Raw genomic sequence first — 18303 nt, forward strand, 5'->3', positions numbered from 1 at the left:
TTCGATTGAGGGGGAAATCCGATGAGTAAAAGGCTTGAAATCGAAAAAGTGGCCAATTTAACGCCTTTGCAGGAGGGGATGCTCTTTCATACAGTCATGGAGCCGGAATCACAGGCGTACTATGAGCAAGTACGAATGACCATCCGGGGTGAACTGAACCTGGAGGCTCTGCAAAAGAGCTTCGAGACTCTGGTGCAGCGTCACGAAACGCTTCGTTCGAATATTTATCATAAAAGTGCTTCCCGTTCGCGGCTCATCGTGTTTAAGGAGCGAAATCCAACGCTTCGTTACGAGAATCTGACGAATATTCCCGAGGCAGAGCAAGCAGAGGCCATTCGCAGCTACGCAGACGAAGACCGAAACCATCGTTACGATCTGAGCAAGGATTTGCTCATTCGTCTGGCTGTGCTTCAAACCCAAACGAACGCATATACGCTGCTTTTAAGCTTTCATCATATTATTATGGACGGCTGGTGCCTCGGCATCGTTATGGACGAGCTGTTCGCGGCTTATGAAGCACTGAAAGCGGGGAAGCCCGTACAACTGCCAACACCGCAGCCCTATACTGGCTATGCCCGCTGGCTGGATAAGCAGGATAAGGAGGCGGCGAAGGAATACTGGCGGTCCATCCTGAACGACTATGATCAGCCAGCTGTGCTGCCAACCCTGCCTGTAGCCCATCCGCTCCAGCCAGATACCGGGTACTTGCTGCATGAGCATAAAATAACACTCACGGATGAAACAACCCGTCAATTGCGGACGGTGGCTGAACGCAACGGAACAACCCTTAGCAGTCTGTTTCTGGCTGCATGGGGAGTGGTGCTTGGAGGATACAACCAAAGTGAAGACGTCGTCTTCGGCACCGTTGTTTCCGGTCGACCGCCGGAGCTTGAAGGTGTTGAACAGATGTTGGGACTTTTCATTAACACCATACCGGTACGAATCAAATTGGATGCAGATCTGCCATTCTCAGGTCTGCTTCGTGAAGTGCAGCGCTGCGCGGTTCAATCACGGGCATATGACTATTTTTCACTCGCTGAAATACAGTCCCAGTCAGCGCTTAAGCAGCAACTCATGGATCATTTTGTTGTATTTGAAAACTACCCGCTGCAGGATATGGTTGGCCGGCCTGATCTGAAGGAACGACTTGGATTCGTCGTGGAGGACGCTCAGCTGTCCGAAGAAACACCTTACCACTTCAACATCGAAGTGGAGGACGGAAAAGCGTTGAGCTTTATGCTGTCCTACAACAACTATGTCTACAGCGATGAAGCGATGACACGGTTAGCTGGGCATTTGGAGCATGTACTCGTCCAAATTGCACGTACACCAGAACTCCTGCTGCGGAACATTCGTCTGCTGACCGCTACAGAAGAGGCGGAACTCACCAATATATGGAGCGGGCCGATTGCCGACTATCCTGCTGAAACGTTCCATGGAATATTTGAAGCCCAGACAGAACGTATCCCGGAACAGACCGCCGTCATCTACGAAGACACCGCACTGACCTATCATGAGCTGAATGAGAAGGCCAATCTGCTTGCTCAAGCACTGCAAAACCGTGGGGGCAAGCGTGAGCATCTCGTCGCCGTGATGCTTGAGCGTTCAGCAGATATGATTATCGCTGTGTTAGGGATTATGAAGGCGGGAGCTGCCTACGTACCTGTCGATCCGACCTACCCGAAAGAAAGAATTGCTTACATGCTTCAGGACAGCGGAGCTACGATTATGCTCACGCAGTCTTCCTTGACTGAACTATTGGCCGATGTGGATTTTGCGGGGGAAGTGCTGGACTTGCCAACGTTACTTCAACAGGCTTCACAAGCGGAGCATTCCCATCAACAAGCGCCTATCTACGCACCTATTCATGATCCCGAGGCTTTGGCCTACGTCATTTACACATCGGGAACGACGGGCAACGCCAAAGGCGTGATGATCGAGCATCGCCATTACGTAAATACGGCGTTGGGCTATAGAGAAGCTCACCAGTTAAAAGAGTTTCCCGTCAAGCTCCTTCAGATTGCCAGTATGTCGTTCGATGTCTTTGCCGGTGATCTGGCCAAGACATTCGTGAACGGAGGCACCATGGTCATTTGCCCACAGGATGTGCGCAACGATCCTCCAGCTTTGGCGCAGTTTCTCGAACAGCACGAAATTACGACGTTTGAAGTTCCGCCAGCCTTGTTGACGCTGCTTATGGACTATGTATATGAACACGGTACAGATGTCAGTGCCATGAAGCTGCTTACTACAGGCGCGGACAGCTTTGGCGTTGATAACTATCGGACACTTTTGAATCGCTTCGGTGATACGATGCGCATCATGAATACCTACGGTGTAACCGAAGTGGCAATTGATTCAAGCTTTTATGAAGAAGCAGTTGAACGTCTGCCTCCATCAGGTATCGTCCCGATTGGAAAGGCACTGCCGAATCATAAAGTATATATTGTGGATGAGGCTTTGCGTCCGCTCCCTGTCGGCGTAGCCGGAGAGTTGTGCTTGGGCGGCGCTTCTGTGGCCCGCGGTTATTTGAACCGTCCTGACCTGACGGCGGAGAAATTTGTACCGAATCCTTTTGTAAAGGGAGAGCGTCTGTACCGCACCGGAGATCTGGCACGCTGGCTGCCGGATGGCAACATTGATTTCATCGGTCGGATTGACTTTCAGGTGAAAATTCGTGGCTACCGGATCGAACCTGGTGAAATTGAGTCGGCCTTACTCCAATTGGATGAGGTACGCCAAGCGGTGGTCACGGATAGAACGGATAAAACCGGACAAAAGTATTTGTGCGCCTACGTAGCAGGTACAACCGACAAATCCTTCTTGCGGACAGAGCTTGCCAAGCAGTTGCCAAGCTATATGGTGCCCGCACATATTATCGTACTGGATCAATTGCCTTTGACCCATAACGGTAAAATTGATCGACGTGCGCTTCCAGAACCCGAAGATTTTGTGTTGACCGACGTCGAGTATGAAGCGCCGCAGAGCGAACTGGAGCAAACACTCGCTTCCATCTGGGAGGAAGTCATTGGTGTTAAGCCGATTGGTCTGCGCAACAACTTTTTCGAGCTTGGTGGCGATTCGATCAAAGCGTTGCAAATCGCAGCCCGATTGAACGCGAAGGGCCTCAAAATGGACATGAAGGATTTGTTCCGCCATCCGCAGATTGATTTGATTGCTCCTTATATAAAAAAAGTAATTCGGACCATCCCGCAGGGGTCGGTACAAGGTACAGTGGAGTTGACACCGATCCAATGGGAATTTTTTGAGCATCATCGAACAGAACGTCATCATTACAGTCAGGCTGTCATGCTCCAGAACCCCGAAAGATGGAACGAAACCTGGCTGCGAAGCGCCGTGGACAAGCTGACCACGCACCATGATGCCTTGCGCATTACCTTTGATGAACGTGAAAAAAAACCTGTCGCCTATAACAGAGGCACAGCCGAAGGTGAACACTTTACATTGGAAAGCTATGATTTAATACATGCTGACCAGCCTGAGGAAGAAATCGCGCAGCTCACTGACGCGTTACAAAGCCGTTTTGATTTGCGTAACGGCCCGCTTGTGTGTTTGGCTTTAATCCGGCTACAGGAATCCGATCATTTGTTAATCGTCATTCATCATCTTGTCATAGACAGTGTGTCGTGGAGAATCCTGCTGGAAGACTTGGAAACAACCTACCAACAGTTAGCTAACGGTGAAAAGCTGCAGTTACCCGCCAAGACCGATTCCTACAAAGAATGGGCAGCACGTCTGTCCAAGTATGCACAAAGCGAACTGGCGCGTCAGGAAATCAGCTATTGGAATACGGTAGAAGCTCGTGAAATACTTTCGCTGCCAAAAGATCATGAGGTTCCAGATAGCCTGATCCGTGACGGGCGCAGATCCGCAGTGACACTCAGCCGGGAAGAAACCGAAAACCTGCTGAAACACGCGCACCATGCTTACAATACAGAAACAAATGATATTTTACTGACGGCGCTAGGACTGGCTTACCGGGAATGGAGCGGACATGCTGAAATTGCAGTTCAGGTGGAAAGTCATAGCAGGATGGAATTGATTAAAGACATTGACGTATCCCGTACAGTTGGCAGGTTTACGTCCGTGTATCCGTTTGTGGTAAATGTGAGCAAGCCCGAAAATTTGGCCCATCAAATCAAGCTGGTTAAGGACAATTTGCGACGTGTACCCAACAAGGGTGTCGGCTATGGCATTTTACGCTACTTGACCGACAGGGAGCAGCAGGATAGGGCAGCTCTTTTTTCTGCCAAGCCACCTGAGATCAGCTTTAGCTTTGACGGAGAAGCCAGAGAAGGTACGACATGGCGTACCTCGCCACTATCCACGTTTGCTGGTACTGAAATCAACCCTCTGACTGAAAAAGCGTCCAGCTTTGATATTCATGGTGCGGTGACTGACGAAAGACTCCGCATTGTATTCGAATACAACGGACGTGAATATGAAGCATCGACGGTGGAGCGACTTACAGCCAGCTTTAAGACTCATCTGATCGAACTTATTCGCCATTGCTGTGCCAAGGATACAGCAGAACAAAGCCCGACGGATTTTACATATGGGCAATTGTCTCTGGACCAGTTCGAAAATATTGCAAATCGCTTGTCAAATAAGCTGTTAAACCAGCAAGTGAAAATTAAAGACCTCTATCCGCTATCCCCGATGCAGGAGGGAATGCTATTTCATTCCATACTTGATGAAAAGTCAGAGGCTTATTTCGAACAAACGATTATTACCATTCATGAAGCTATGGATACCAACCTAATCAGCCGAAGCTTACAAAAGCTGATTGACCGATATGATATTTTCCGTACGGTATTCATGTATAAGGAGGCGGATCGTCCGCTTCAGGTTGTACTGAAGGAACGATTAGCTGCTCCTGTCCATACCGAAGATGTGCGTAGTTTACCGGATGCGGAAAAGCACAGACGACTTCAAGCCATTTTACAGGAAGAGCGGCAGAGAGGTTTTGATCTGGAAAAGGAGGTTCTCATCCGGTTAGCGCTTGTACAGTGGGATGAGGACACCTCAAAGCTCATCTGGATCTCTCATCATATTATTATGGACGGCTGGTGCCTGAGGGCGGTAGCCAAAGATTTTTTTGATATTTACACATCACTTCGGGACGATACTCCTTTAAAATTAGAGCCTGTCCATCCATTTAGCAGCTTTATTCAGTGGTTGGAAAGACAAAATAAAGAGGAAGCAGCAGCATACTGGAAACAATATGTGACTGATTTTGAAAATGAAACTGTCGTGCCCGGCTATACTCGATCCGTCGATCCTTCATTTCAGGTAGAGCAACTCATATGCACATGGGGAGAGCAGCTGACCCAAGGCATGGAACAAATCGCCAAGCAAAACCGTGTCACCGTCAGCACCTTATTTCAAACCGTTTGGGGCTTATTACTACAAACGTACAACAACAGTAAGGACGTCATTTTCGGGTCTGTCGTATCGGGCAGACCTGATGAAATCCCCGGGATTGAAAATATGGTCGGATTATTCATTAATACCCTACCTGTACGTGTTAAAAGCTCCGCTGACCTGCGGTTTTCCGACTTGCTTACGTCTATACAGGATTCCTTGATGGAGTCCAATCGGTATTCCTATTTTTCCTTGGCTGATATTCAAGCCCATAGTGTACTAAAACAAAACCTGATCCAGCATATTGTCGCCTTTGAAAACTTTCCCGTTTCGGAAGAACTTACGGGCCTGGAAAAAAATCCTAAAGCCCTCCGTGTTGGTGAAATAGAGGATATTGAACAGACCAATTATGATTTGAATGTAATCGTCATGCCTGGCCGAGAGCTGGAAATCAAATTTAGCTATAACGCGTTGACGTATAACAAAAATGCGATCAAACAATTGGCTGCTCACCTCATCCAAATGATGGAGCAAGTTATTCAAAACCCAAATATCCAGATTTCGGAGATTGATCTTTTGACAGCGGAGGAAAAACAGCAGCTCATATTTGCTTTTAACGATACACGGAGACCGTATCCATCGGACCACACCATACATTACGGATTTGAAGAACAGGTAGAGAAAACACCGGATGCAGTAGCTATTGTATTTGAAGATCGTGAGCTAACCTACCGCGAATTAAATAAAAAAGCTAATCAACTGGCCTCGAAGCTGCGGAAACTGGGGGTTGCGCCGGATACCATCGTAGGCATTTTGACTGAACGTTCACCAGAAATGATTATCGGTATTCTTGGTATTTTGAAGGCGGGTGGAGCCTACTTGCCACTGGAGCCTTCTTATCCGCAGGAACGGATTATGTTTATGCTTCAGGATAGCGGTAGCGAAATTCTGCTAACCCTATCTGACAAGGGTAAACAGATGAACACTTTCGATTTTTCCGGTACTGTTCTGGATCTGGCCGACATCAGCTCCTACGACTCCGACGACTTCATTTTTTCCGAATCGACAACGGCAGACGATCTGGCCTATGTCATGTATACATCTGGCTCAACTGGACGTCCCAAAGGTGTCATGATTGAACATCGGAATGTCATACGGCTGGTGAAGAACACCAATTATGTACCATTTGCTGAGAACGAACGCATTTTGCTGACCGGGGCGCTCGTGTTCGATGCCTGTACCTTTGAAATTTGGGGAGCATTGCTGAACGGATTGCGTTTGTACATTGTACCGGAATCCGTAATCTTGGATGCTGTTCAGCTTGGTGAAGCGCTGGATCGATATCATATTACAACGATGTGGCTGACATCGCCCTTGTTTAACCAACTCACACAGCATAAACCAGATCTCTTTGCTTCGCTCAAGCACTTGCTGGTGGGCGGGGATGTGCTTTTACCTGGGATCATTAATACGGTTAGAGCACATTCTCCGGGAGTGAACGTTATCAACGTCTATGGCCCCACAGAAAACACAACATTCTCTACTTATTTCCCGATTGATAAGGAATATAACCGCATTCCTATTGGTCGCCCAATTGGCAATTCAACTGTTTATATTTTGGACTCTTCAAGCAGGCTGCTGCCTATTGGTGCTCAAGGGGAAATTTGTGTTGGTGGGGATGGTCTGGCGCGCGGCTATCTAAACAGGGATGATCTGACCCAGCTAAATTTTGTCCCTAATCCATTCATTCCGGGCGAAAAAATATATCGGACAGGTGATTTGGGCAGATGGCTACCGGACGGCAATCTGGAGTATCTCGGACGGATAGACCAGCAGGTTAAAATCCGCGGATATCGTATTGAACCCGGCGAAATTGAAACCCAGCTCATGAAACATGATGCAGTTCGGGAGGCGCACGTAGCGGTAAAAAGCACGAAGGATGGTCAAAAAACGCTCTGTGCTTATATCTCAACCGACGTACCGCTATCCAAGAGTGATATGAAGACCCATTTGACTGGCCAGTTGCCGGATTATATGATTCCTGCCCAGTATGTGTTCCTGCCGGCGTTTCCCTTGACAACGAACGGTAAAATCGACCGCCAAGCATTGCCTGAGCCAGAAATGACCAGCGGTTCCGATATGGAATACGTTGCTCCAAGAAATGAAGTGGAACAACAGTTGGCGAACCTGTGGCAAGCGGTGCTTGGCGTTGAAAAGGTCGGCATTGACGACGGCTTTTTCGAGCTTGGAGGTCATTCACTGAAGGCCATTCAACTGGTATCGAAAGTACAGGAATCGAACATTCCGCTGGATATACATCAATTGCTTCAATATCAGACGATAAGAAGCTTGTCCGATCTTTTACAACGTGGTGAAGAGGGCGGAGTAAACACGGATACGCTCATTGCCAAAGCTCAGGAGGTTGAGCGGGCTATTACAGAAGCATTTGGTGTACAGGTCTTGCTTCAGTCCGTATCCACTGATAAGCAAAACTATGTGTTCCTGCAAGTAGAGCCTTTTTGTGTAGAACAAGTTCAGGCAATCTCTGAATTTATCCAATCTTATATCCATCCAGACCTGCACCCGCATTATATCGTTCGCTGGGGAACCGACGAACCAGATAGAATTCTCGGAGCTATACCGACAAACGAAGAACAAGAAACCTTGCTTAAACAACAGGCCGATGTATGGCTTGCCAGCATTGCTAAGTTAAATACAGACTGGAATACCAATATACTAAGTCTGAATGCTATTGGACGCTATCCGCTTGCACCAGCTCAGCATTACCATTTGCAACATTTTACAGGCTCGGGTATGGCTATGCAGTTAGATAGCTACTTGAACACCGAGCGTTTGACTGTAACGATTCAGCGGCTTCTTCAACGCCATGAATTGCTAAGAAGCGTACTTGTTCAATCGTCCGGAGCATGGGAATGGGAGTTGCGTCCAGCTCCAGAGCATCTTTTTTTACCGACTGTTGATCTCTCCGGTCAGCCGGTACAAGCACAACGCAGGCTTCTTTCTTCCATTGCCTCTAAGCTATTTTTAGAACCTTATGAACTTACACAGTCGCTGCAGTACCGGATCGTCCTGATTCGCTTAAATTTGCGGGAACATCTGCTATTGTTTCCTTGCTCGCACATCATTTTTGATGCTACGAGCAGTGACATCCTGCGCAGACAACTCCTTGATGAATATCATCGTCCGCAGGAGACGGCACATGCGACAGAAGAGGTGCAATACCGGGAATATGTAAACCATATCCGCCAAGGCCCTCAAGGAATCGGGGATCAGGAAATCAGCGAGCAATTCAAACTCCAGACGTTTGGTGAGAATAATGATCGTATCCACGTGCTGACCGATGAACGCAACTATGCGGACACTACCAGATATCGTTGGGAGCTGAATTTAAGCGACATTTCAGAGCAGCACGGCGCTGCGAATATGTTGGATATTTCGCTTCAAATGGCTGTACGTTTTTTCAGCAGCTATTTCCAACTCTCTGATGTTCCGCTTTGGATTACTAATTATGGAAGACAATATGGCGACCGAAACTATTTTGGAACCGTAGGCGAGTGTATTGATCATATACCCGTTGTGCTGCAGGAAGATGACACTGAATCCTATGAAAAGAGTATCCATACCCACCTGGACTTTGCTTCACGCTATCATTTGAACTTTTTCAATCTGATCTTCAATGCTGAAATGGAGAAAGCTTACCCGATATCCAGCAGCATTTTGATAAAAGGACTTGAACAGCTGCCTATCGTATTCAACTATTTGGGTGAGGGACGAGAGGATGCAGAATTGCTCGACAATCTGCATACCGAAGGCACACAGGCCAATGTTAACAAGGTTATTTTCTTTGAGTCAGAGCATGTAGGGGATATTCTGAAAATCTCACTTACCATTCCATATCATGAGAACGACCAGTATATCCATCAAATCTTCCAGACTGCTAGTGACAGGCTCTTGAATGCTTTGACCATTTTGCAGTAAGGAGATGAAGATGTGAATCCATTGTTTAAGGATAGCCGTTTTATCCGATTTTTTGCATCTCGTACTCTTGCCAATATCGCAGACAGCATTTATTCTATCGTCCTGCTGTATTTTGTTCAGCAATCGACACAGTCGGTGGCGATGACCAGCTTCACGTATACGGCCGTATCTGCGGCGTCGATTTTCAGCTTTCTCGTGGGTCCTGTGGTGGACCGTTATTCACCGCCTTTGTTAGCCAGCATCGCCTTGTTTACGCAGGCTGTGCTAATTTTGGCCGTCCCGTTTCTCATTCAGGACGGGATGGTCAATCTGGTCGCTATCCTTGTTATTGTATTCATTGCATCCTGCTTCTCAACACTGTTTTATCCGACCAATAGTAAAATGCTGCCGCAATTGATAGGCTCGCCGGATTTGATTGTCCGGGCGAATTCCATGATTTCGTCGACGGATCAGGTTATTAATATTGTCGGATATCTCGCTGGAGCCTCGCTCATCATCGCAATGGGGATGAAAAATACTTTTTTTCTAGCCGGCGCGATGCTGCTTCTGGCAGGCTTTGTATATGTCAGGCTCAACAAGCAAATTGATGCTCCTCCGGTGGAAGACACGAACGGAAGGAGTTCGCTAAAGATCGTGTACTATCTGAACGAATTGAAAGAAGGGTATCTTTTTGTAAAACGGCACACCTTCCTGAGAATTATGCTTCCATTCTTTGCGCTGACAAACTTTTCGATGGCGATCTTGGTCATTGCCATGCCTTCTATCGCAGTATCCTATGGCTCGCCGATCTATTACAGCTTGCTGTATGTAGCCTACTTTATCGGTATTTTCATCGGTTCCTTTCTGGTCAGTGTATTGAAAAAGAACGGCATTACCATCGCGGTTTCCTGGGTAGCCATGGGATTGGCAATCTATGTCTTTTCCCTGGTGCCCGAGATGTGGATGAAGCTGCTGGCAGCTCTGTTATTAGGCATTTTTACTGGCATCATCAATGTGCTGCAAACGTCTTTGATTCAAATTATTACACCGTTGCCGTTACTGGGACGTGTTACAGCCTTTTTAAACACCTTGTCGAATGCGGCTCTGCCATTAGGGGCCTTGATTGGAGGGGCGCTAGCTTTACGGTTTTCTCTGAGTGAGGTTCTTTTTTTCAGTGGACTGATTACTGTACTATGCGGATTGATTATGTTTCTGTTTAAGGATATCCGCCAGTATCAGATTCCTTCTGGAGAGATTGGAAGAGTTGCCCCTTCCCACAATTCATAAGCCATGCATGTCAGTGCCAGGTTCTCATCATAGAACCTGGCATTTTTAGTATGTCTGGCCTCGCCATGATAAGGCTTTATCATAGACAAAGGTAAAACTATCGTTACATTTGGACACCAAAGGAGATATAAGATGGCTGAGCCTTTAAAAAATATATACACAGCGAATTTTCTTCGCTCTTTCGGTGAAAGAAGTATAAACAGCTTATAGCTGGTTTGATACCCAGGGATTTATTCTTCAAATCATGAACGAGACGTGAGATGGGCTGGAGCTAAAGAACGAATAAATCGGTATAATTTACATGTAGTATTCAGCAAACCTAAATGATATATTATTCATCCGGCCGTAAGATAGGCTGCGATGTAATGGTTCAAAAATTCAAAAGATCGTCTATGAGTTATTATTTACCAGTAGTATGAATCGCCAAAGTATGATATATTATTTATCCGGCCCAAGAAAAGCCGAATGAGAAAATTGATCTTTGAAAACTGAACAACGAGTGAGTAAAACGATTTTGTTCGCAAAATCAAACAAGAGATATTTTTATCTCGTCAGTTTCAACATGAGCTTATCGCTCTTTCTATAAACCAACTTCGGTTGGTCTTTAATGGAGAGTTTGATCCTGGCTCAGGACGAACGCTGGCGGCGTGCCTAATACATGCAAGTCGAGCGGGGTTGTTTAGAAGCTTGCTTCTACATAACCTAGCGGCGGACGGGTGAGTAACACGTAGGCAACCTGCCCACAAGACAGGGATAACTACCGGAAACGGTAGCTAATACCCGATACATCCTTTTCCTGCATGGGAGAAGGAGGAAAGACGGAGCAATCTGTCACTTGTGGATGGGCCTGCGGCGCATTAGCTAGTTGGTGGGGTAAAGGCCTACCAAGGCGACGATGCGTAGCCGACCTGAGAGGGTGATCGGCCACACTGGGACTGAGACACGGCCCAGACTCCTACGGGAGGCAGCAGTAGGGAATCTTCCGCAATGGGCGAAAGCCTGACGGAGCAACGCCGCGTGAGTGATGAAGGTTTTCGGATCGTAAAGCTCTGTTGCCAGGGAAGAACGTCTTGTAGAGTAACTGCTACAAGAGTGACGGTACCTGAGAAGAAAGCCCCGGCTAACTACGTGCCAGCAGCCGCGGTAATACGTAGGGGGCAAGCGTTGTCCGGAATTATTGGGCGTAAAGCGCGCGCAGGCGGCTTTTTAAGTCTGGTGTTTAATCCCGAGGCTCAACTTCGGGTCGCACTGGAAACTGGGGAGCTTGAGTGCAGAAGAGGAGAGTGGAATTCCACGTGTAGCGGTGAAATGCGTAGAGATGTGGAGGAACACCAGTGGCGAAGGCGACTCTCTGGGCTGTAACTGACGCTGAGGCGCGAAAGCGTGGGGAGCAAACAGGATTAGATACCCTGGTAGTCCACGCCGTAAACGATGAATGCTAGGTGTTAGGGGTTTCGATACCCTTGGTGCCGAAGTTAACACATTAAGCATTCCGCCTGGGGAGTACGGTCGCAAGACTGAAACTCAAAGGAATTGACGGGGACCCGCACAAGCAGTGGAGTATGTGGTTTAATTCGAAGCAACGCGAAGAACCTTACCAGGTCTTGACATCCCTCTGAGCGGTCTAGAGATAGGCCTTTCCTTCGGGACAGAGGAGACAGGTGGTGCATGGTTGTCGTCAGCTCGTGTCGTGAGATGTTGGGTTAAGTCCCGCAACGAGCGCAACCCTTATGCTTAGTTGCCAGCAGGTCAAGCTGGGCACTCTAAGCAGACTGCCGGTGACAAACCGGAGGAAGGTGGGGATGACGTCAAATCATCATGCCCCTTATGACCTGGGCTACACACGTACTACAATGGCCGGTACAACGGGAAGCGAAATCGCGAGGTGGAGCCAATCCTAGAAAAGCCGGTCTCAGTTCGGATTGTAGGCTGCAACTCGCCTACATGAAGTCGGAATTGCTAGTAATCGCGGATCAGCATGCTGCGGTGAATACGTTCCCGGGTCTTGTACACACCGCCCGTCACACCACGAGAGTTTACAACACCCGAAGTCGGTGGGGTAACCCGCAAGGGAGCCAGCCGCCGAAGGTGGGGTAGATGATTGGGGTGAAGTCGTAACAAGGTAGCCGTATCGGAAGGTGCGGCTGGATCACCTCCTTTCTATGGAGAATCGTTTCCTGCAATGGAAACATTCAAATCAGCAGGTACATGTACCTGCGACCGGATATTCAATTCGGTTCATCACGTTCGTGTAAATGAAATGAATATCCTTAACTTACTCACTCGTTGCTCAGTTTTGAGAGTTCAAACTCTCACATCGGATTTCCAAAATATACTTGTATTCAAGTGTTGAGGAATTTGATATGATGTTTTACCGGGGTTAAAGCCGGAGAGAATATTGCACCTTGAAAACTGGATACCGAAACGAAATTGCGTTTTAGAATATTCCTTTAAGCTGATCTTGTGTAAACAAGTGAAATAAAGGTAGCTGCCTTGAATTTTATTCAAACATTCGTGTTGAACCGAAATTCAGAGCGAATCGTATTTACGATGTAAATACTAGGTTAAGCTACAAAGAGCACACGGAGGATGCCTAGGCGCCAGGAGCCGACGAAGGACGTGGCGAACAACGATAAGGCCTCGGGGAGCTGTAAGCAAGCTTTGATCCGGGGATGTCCGAATGGGGAAACCCGGCTGTCTTCATCGACAGTCACTTTCTGCTGAATACATAGGCAGAATAGAGGCAGACCAGGGGAACTGAAACATCTAAGTACCCTGAGGAAGAGAAAACAATAGTGATTCCGTCAGTAGCGGCGAGCGAACGCGGATTAGCCCAAACCAAGGAGCTTGCTCCTTGGGGTTGTGGGACGTCTCACATGGAGTTACAAAGGAACCGGTTAGATGAAGAGGTCTGGAAAGGCCCGCCAGAGAAGGTAAAAGCCCTGTAGTTCAAAACTTGTTCTCTCTGAGACGGATCCCGAGTAGTGCGGGGCACGTGAAACCCCGTATGAATCCGGCAGGACCATCTGCCAAGGCTAAATACTCCCTGGCGACCGATAGTGAAGCAGTACCGTGAGGGAAAGGTGAAAAGCACCCCGGAAGGGGAGTGAAATAGATCCTGAAACCGTGTGCTTACAAGAAGTCAGAGCCCTATTTAGGGGTGATGGCGTGCCTTTTGTAGAATGAACCGGCGAGTTACGTTCCCGTGCAAGGTTAAGGTGAAGAGCTGAAGCCGCAGCGAAAGCGAGTCTGAATAGGGCGACTTGAGTACGTGGACGTAGACCCGAAACCGGGTGATCTACCCCTGTCCAGGGTGAAGGTGCGGTAACACGCACTGGAGGCCCGAACCCACGCATGTTGAAAAATGCGGGGATGAGGTGGGGGTAGCGGAGAAATTCCAATCGAACCCGGAGATAGCTGGTTCTCCCCGAAATAGCTTTAGGGCTAGCCTCGGAAAGAAGAATCGTGGAGGTAGAGCACTGATTGGGTGCGGGGCCCGCAAGGGTTACCAAGCTCAGTCAAACTCCGAATGCCATCGATTTAGTTCCGGGAGTCAGACAGTGAGTGCTAAGATCCATTGTCGAAAGGGAAACAGCCCAGACCATCAGCTAAGGTCCCCAAGTGTGTGTTAAGTGGGAAAGGATGTGGAGTTGCACAGACAACCAGGATGTTGGCTTAGAAGCAGCCACCATTGAAAGAGTGCGTAATAGCTCACTGGTCGAGTGACTCTGCGCCGAAAATGTAACGGGGCTAAACACACCACCGAAGCTATGGCTTGATGCTTGCATCAGGGGTAGGGGAGCGTTGAATGCGGGTTGAAGGTGTACCGTAAGGAGCGCTGGACTGCATTCAAGTGAGAATGCCGGTATGAGTAACGAAAAGATCTGTGAGAATCAGATCCGCCGAAAGCCTAAGGGTTCCTGAGGAAGGTTCGTCCGCTCAGGGTAAGTCGGGACCTAAGGCGAGGCCGATAGGCGTAGTCGAAGGACAACAGGTCGAAATTCCTGTACCACCGTAATCCGTTATGAGCGATGGGGTGACGCAGTAGGGTAGTGACGCGGACTGATGGATGTCCGTCTAAGCAGTGAGGCTGATGTGTAGGCAAATCCGCACATCGTAAGGCTGGGCTGTGATGGGGAGCGAAAATTATAGTAGCGAAGGTCATGATCTCAGACTGCCAAGAAAAGCCTCTAGCCAGGAGAAGGTGCCCGTACCGCAAACCGACACAGGTAGGCGAGAAGAGAATTCTAAGGCGCGCGGAAGAACTCTCGTTAAGGAACTCGGCAAAATGACCCCGTAACTTCGGGAGAAGGGGTGCCTCGGTAGGGTGAATAGCCCGAGGGGGCCGCAGTGAAAAGGCCCAAGCGACTGTTTAGCAAAAACACAGGTCTGTGCGAAGCCGCAAGGCGAAGTATACGGGCTGACGCCTGCCCGGTGCTGGAAGGTTAAGGGGAGTGGTAAGCTCGCAAGAGCGAAGCTATGAACCGAAGCCCCAGTAAACGGCGGCCGTAACTATAACGGTCCTAAGGTAGCGAAATTCCTTGTCAGGTAAATTCTGACCCGCACGAATGGCGTAACGACTTGGGCGCTGTCTCAACGAGAGATCCGGTGAAATTTTAATACCTGTGAAGATGCAGGTTACCCGCGACAAGACGGAAAGACCCCATGGAGCTTTACTGCAGCTTGATATTGAATTTGGGTACGATCTGTACAGGATAGGTGGGAGCCGTTGAATCTTGAGCGCCAGCTTGAGAGGAGGCATCCTTGGGATACCACCCTGATCGTATCTAGGTTCTAACTTGGTACCGTAAACCGGTGCGAGGACAGTGTCAGGTGGGCAGTTTGACTGGGGCGGTCGCCTCCTAAAGAGTAACGGAGGCGCCCCAAGGTTCCCTCAGAATGGTTGGAAATCATTCGAAGAGTGCAAAGGCAGAAGGGAGCTTGACTGCGAGACCTACAAGTCGAGCAGGGACGAAAGTCGGGCTTAGTGATCCGGTGGTACCGCATGGAAGGGCCATCGCTCAACGGATAAAAGCTACCCTGGGGATAACAGGCTTATCTCCCCCAAGAGTCCACATCGACGGGGAGGTTTGGCACCTCGATGTCGGCTCATCGCATCCTGGGGCTGAAGTAGGTCCCAAGGGTTGGGCTGTTCGCCCATTAAAGCGGTACGCGAGCTGGGTTCAGAACGTCGTGAGACAGTTCGGTCCCTATCTGTCGTGGGCGTAGGAAATTTGAGAGGAGCTGTCCTTAGTACGAGAGGACCGGGATGGACGTACCGCTGGTGTACCAGTTGTTCCGCCAGGAGCACCGCTGGGTAGCTATGTACGGAAGGGATAAGCGCTGAAAGCATCTAAGCGTGAAGCCCCCCTCAAGATGAGATTTCCCAGTATGTAAGACCCCTTGAAGACGACGAGGTAGATAGGTTGGAGGTGGAAGTGCAGTAATGCATGGAGCTGACCAATACTAATCGGTCGAGGGCTTATCCTAAGATAAAACGCAAATGAGTTTCGGATCCAGTTTTCAGGGTGTGACCTTGAAGGTATATAGAAATACATACAACAAGCGCATGGCTATTCATTCACACAATAAGTGATGAACCGAATAACCATACGGAAGAATTTGCGCAGCAAATTCATGTTTGGTGGCGATAGCGGAGGGGTTCCACACGTACCCATCCCGAACACGACCGTTAAGCCCTCCAGCGCCGATGGTACTTGGACCGCAGGGTCCTGGGAGAGTAGGACGTCGCCAAGCAAGATAAAAGAGCACAGCCTTAATGGGCTGTGCTCTTTTTGTATACCATAAGGCTTTCGCGTTTTGGAAATTATACAAGAAACCCATACATATACTCCATCCCACTAAATTAATAAGATTGGGGGATAACTACAATAAAGCTTACAACGCTCTGCATAACGACCGATAGTGAAGTCAAACATAATGAAATTTATAATGCAGCAAGCTCCAACAACAGGGAGCCTTGCTGTTTTGCCGTTACTGTTTTTTGAGGGGGTGAAAGATTAAAAGTAAGGCTATAAATTTCTAGAGAACAGGTAATTTTGAATTGAGATAGAAACGTTTCTATTAGAGTTTGAAAAGAAAATTCATAGCAATGGGAGAGAAAAACTCAATCCGAACTGAATTTTTTAGACGAAGAGTCAGAAAAAAATATGCAAAATAGGGTCCTTTAGGACTATGAAATAACAATATTTATTACAAAATTAAAGAGTTATTAGTTTTGGCTTATGTGAGCTTGATACAAATTGAATCCATTATTTAGGAGGTTAAAGAGAGTTGCGGAAAAAGGCGGAATTTGTCGGATGATATCAGGTTGAATTTGTTACATTTATGTTAATGGCATGTAAAGATAAAATTGTTGTAGGATAAGGGGGTGGAGCTTCAATGTAAATCATAATGAGTTTAGTTTTACAAAATTCGTGAAAACCTAAAATTTCGTTTTAAACTAAATTAACAGATCATGATTGACAGATAACTAATACAAAAAGTGAAATTGTTGCTTTTGAATTTTGGAAACAAATAACATAATATGGATTTTATTTTATTTTTATGAGCTCTATCAATTTAGCCCTTTTGTCCCATGCCAAGTGGTTTTAAAGTTTGTATATTTAAAAACAGTTAGAAAGTGTTGGAAGAAAAAAAGAGATATAAGGATTTACTGTAAAATTATGAAATGCATAGAGGATGGAGGAATTCATATGACGACTCGATCGCAATCTTGGTTCGCGAAAACAGAGGTCCAACCGACTGCGAAGCTCCAACTATTTTGCTTCCCCTACGCCGGTGGTGGTGCTTACATATTTAACTCTTGGAAGTCCAGATTTGCGCCTGACATTACCGTGCTGCCTATACAACTTCCAGGACGTGAAAGCCGTTCAACAGAAGCTCCAATGGATACTCTTCAAGACATCGTTCAATCGTTGGTTCCCGCTATGGCTCCATACATGCATAAGCCGTTCGCTTTTTTTGGGCACAGTATGGGGGCGCTCATTGCATTCGAAACAGCACGGCAGTTATACAGCAAAACTGGAAAGCTACCTGTGCATATCATCATATCTGGTAAATCCGCACCACATCTTCCATATTCCAAAAAACGGCTCCATGATTTAGCAGACGATTCTTTCACGGAAGAGCTTCGTTTAATGCAGGGAACCCCTGAAGAGGTGCTGCAAAATGCAGAATTGATGCAAATTATTATGCCTCGTCTGCGTGCAGATTTTAAGGTATGTGAAACTTATGTTTATCAGCCGGGAAATCCACTGATATGCCCGATGACCGTTTTAGGCGGAATAAAGGATTTTGAGGTTAGCACAGATTCACTCCATGCCTGGCAACAACATACGACATCACCTATGGATGTTCGGATGTTCGAAGGTAATCACTTTTTCATCCATGAACAAGAACAAGAGGTTATGAGCACAGTCGAGAACATTCTTTCTACATCCTCGCCGATGGGCCACGTGGCGGCAGCTCATACAGCTTACAACACAAGCACCCTACAACCACGATTCAGACAGAGTTGAATGTCCCACACATCACGATACACTTCGTTATTACCATCTCAGCAACAATCAACAACCAACCCACACCAAGATGCAAATTCCAGCATAGTTCCAAATCGCATTTTATTCTGCA

The 18303-nt window shown here is 47.6% G+C and carries 3 protein-coding genes and 3 rRNA genes; all 6 read left to right on the forward strand.

Annotation, left to right across the window (positions count from 1 at the left end):
• Window positions 1–21: 21 nt before the first annotated feature.
• Complete coding sequence (locus ACYCSE_RS21440) at window positions 22–9384, forward strand: amino acid adenylation domain-containing protein (RefSeq protein WP_459699788.1); 9363 nt, start codon at window positions 22–24, stop codon at window positions 9382–9384.
• Window positions 9385–9396: 12 nt separating this feature from the next.
• Window positions 9397–10650, forward strand: a complete 1254-nt coding sequence (locus ACYCSE_RS21445) for an MFS transporter (protein ID WP_459699790.1) — start codon at window positions 9397–9399, stop codon at window positions 10648–10650.
• 604 nt (window positions 10651–11254) lie between these two features.
• Window positions 11255–12810, forward strand: a 16S ribosomal RNA gene (locus tag ACYCSE_RS21450).
• Window positions 12811–13212: 402 nt separating this feature from the next.
• A 23S ribosomal RNA gene (locus ACYCSE_RS21455) occupies window positions 13213–16140 on the forward strand.
• A 150-nt stretch (window positions 16141–16290) separates the two neighbouring features.
• Window positions 16291–16407, forward strand: a 5S ribosomal RNA gene (rrf, locus tag ACYCSE_RS21460).
• The 16S, 23S and 5S rRNA genes sit together here, the layout of an rRNA operon.
• Before the next feature lie 959 nt (window positions 16408–17366).
• Window positions 17367–18191, forward strand: a complete 825-nt coding sequence (locus ACYCSE_RS21465; RefSeq protein ID WP_459699792.1) for a thioesterase II family protein — start codon at window positions 17367–17369, stop codon at window positions 18189–18191.
• Window positions 18192–18303 lie beyond the last annotated feature (112 nt).

This window comes from Paenibacillus sp. SEL1, assembly GCF_054602535.1.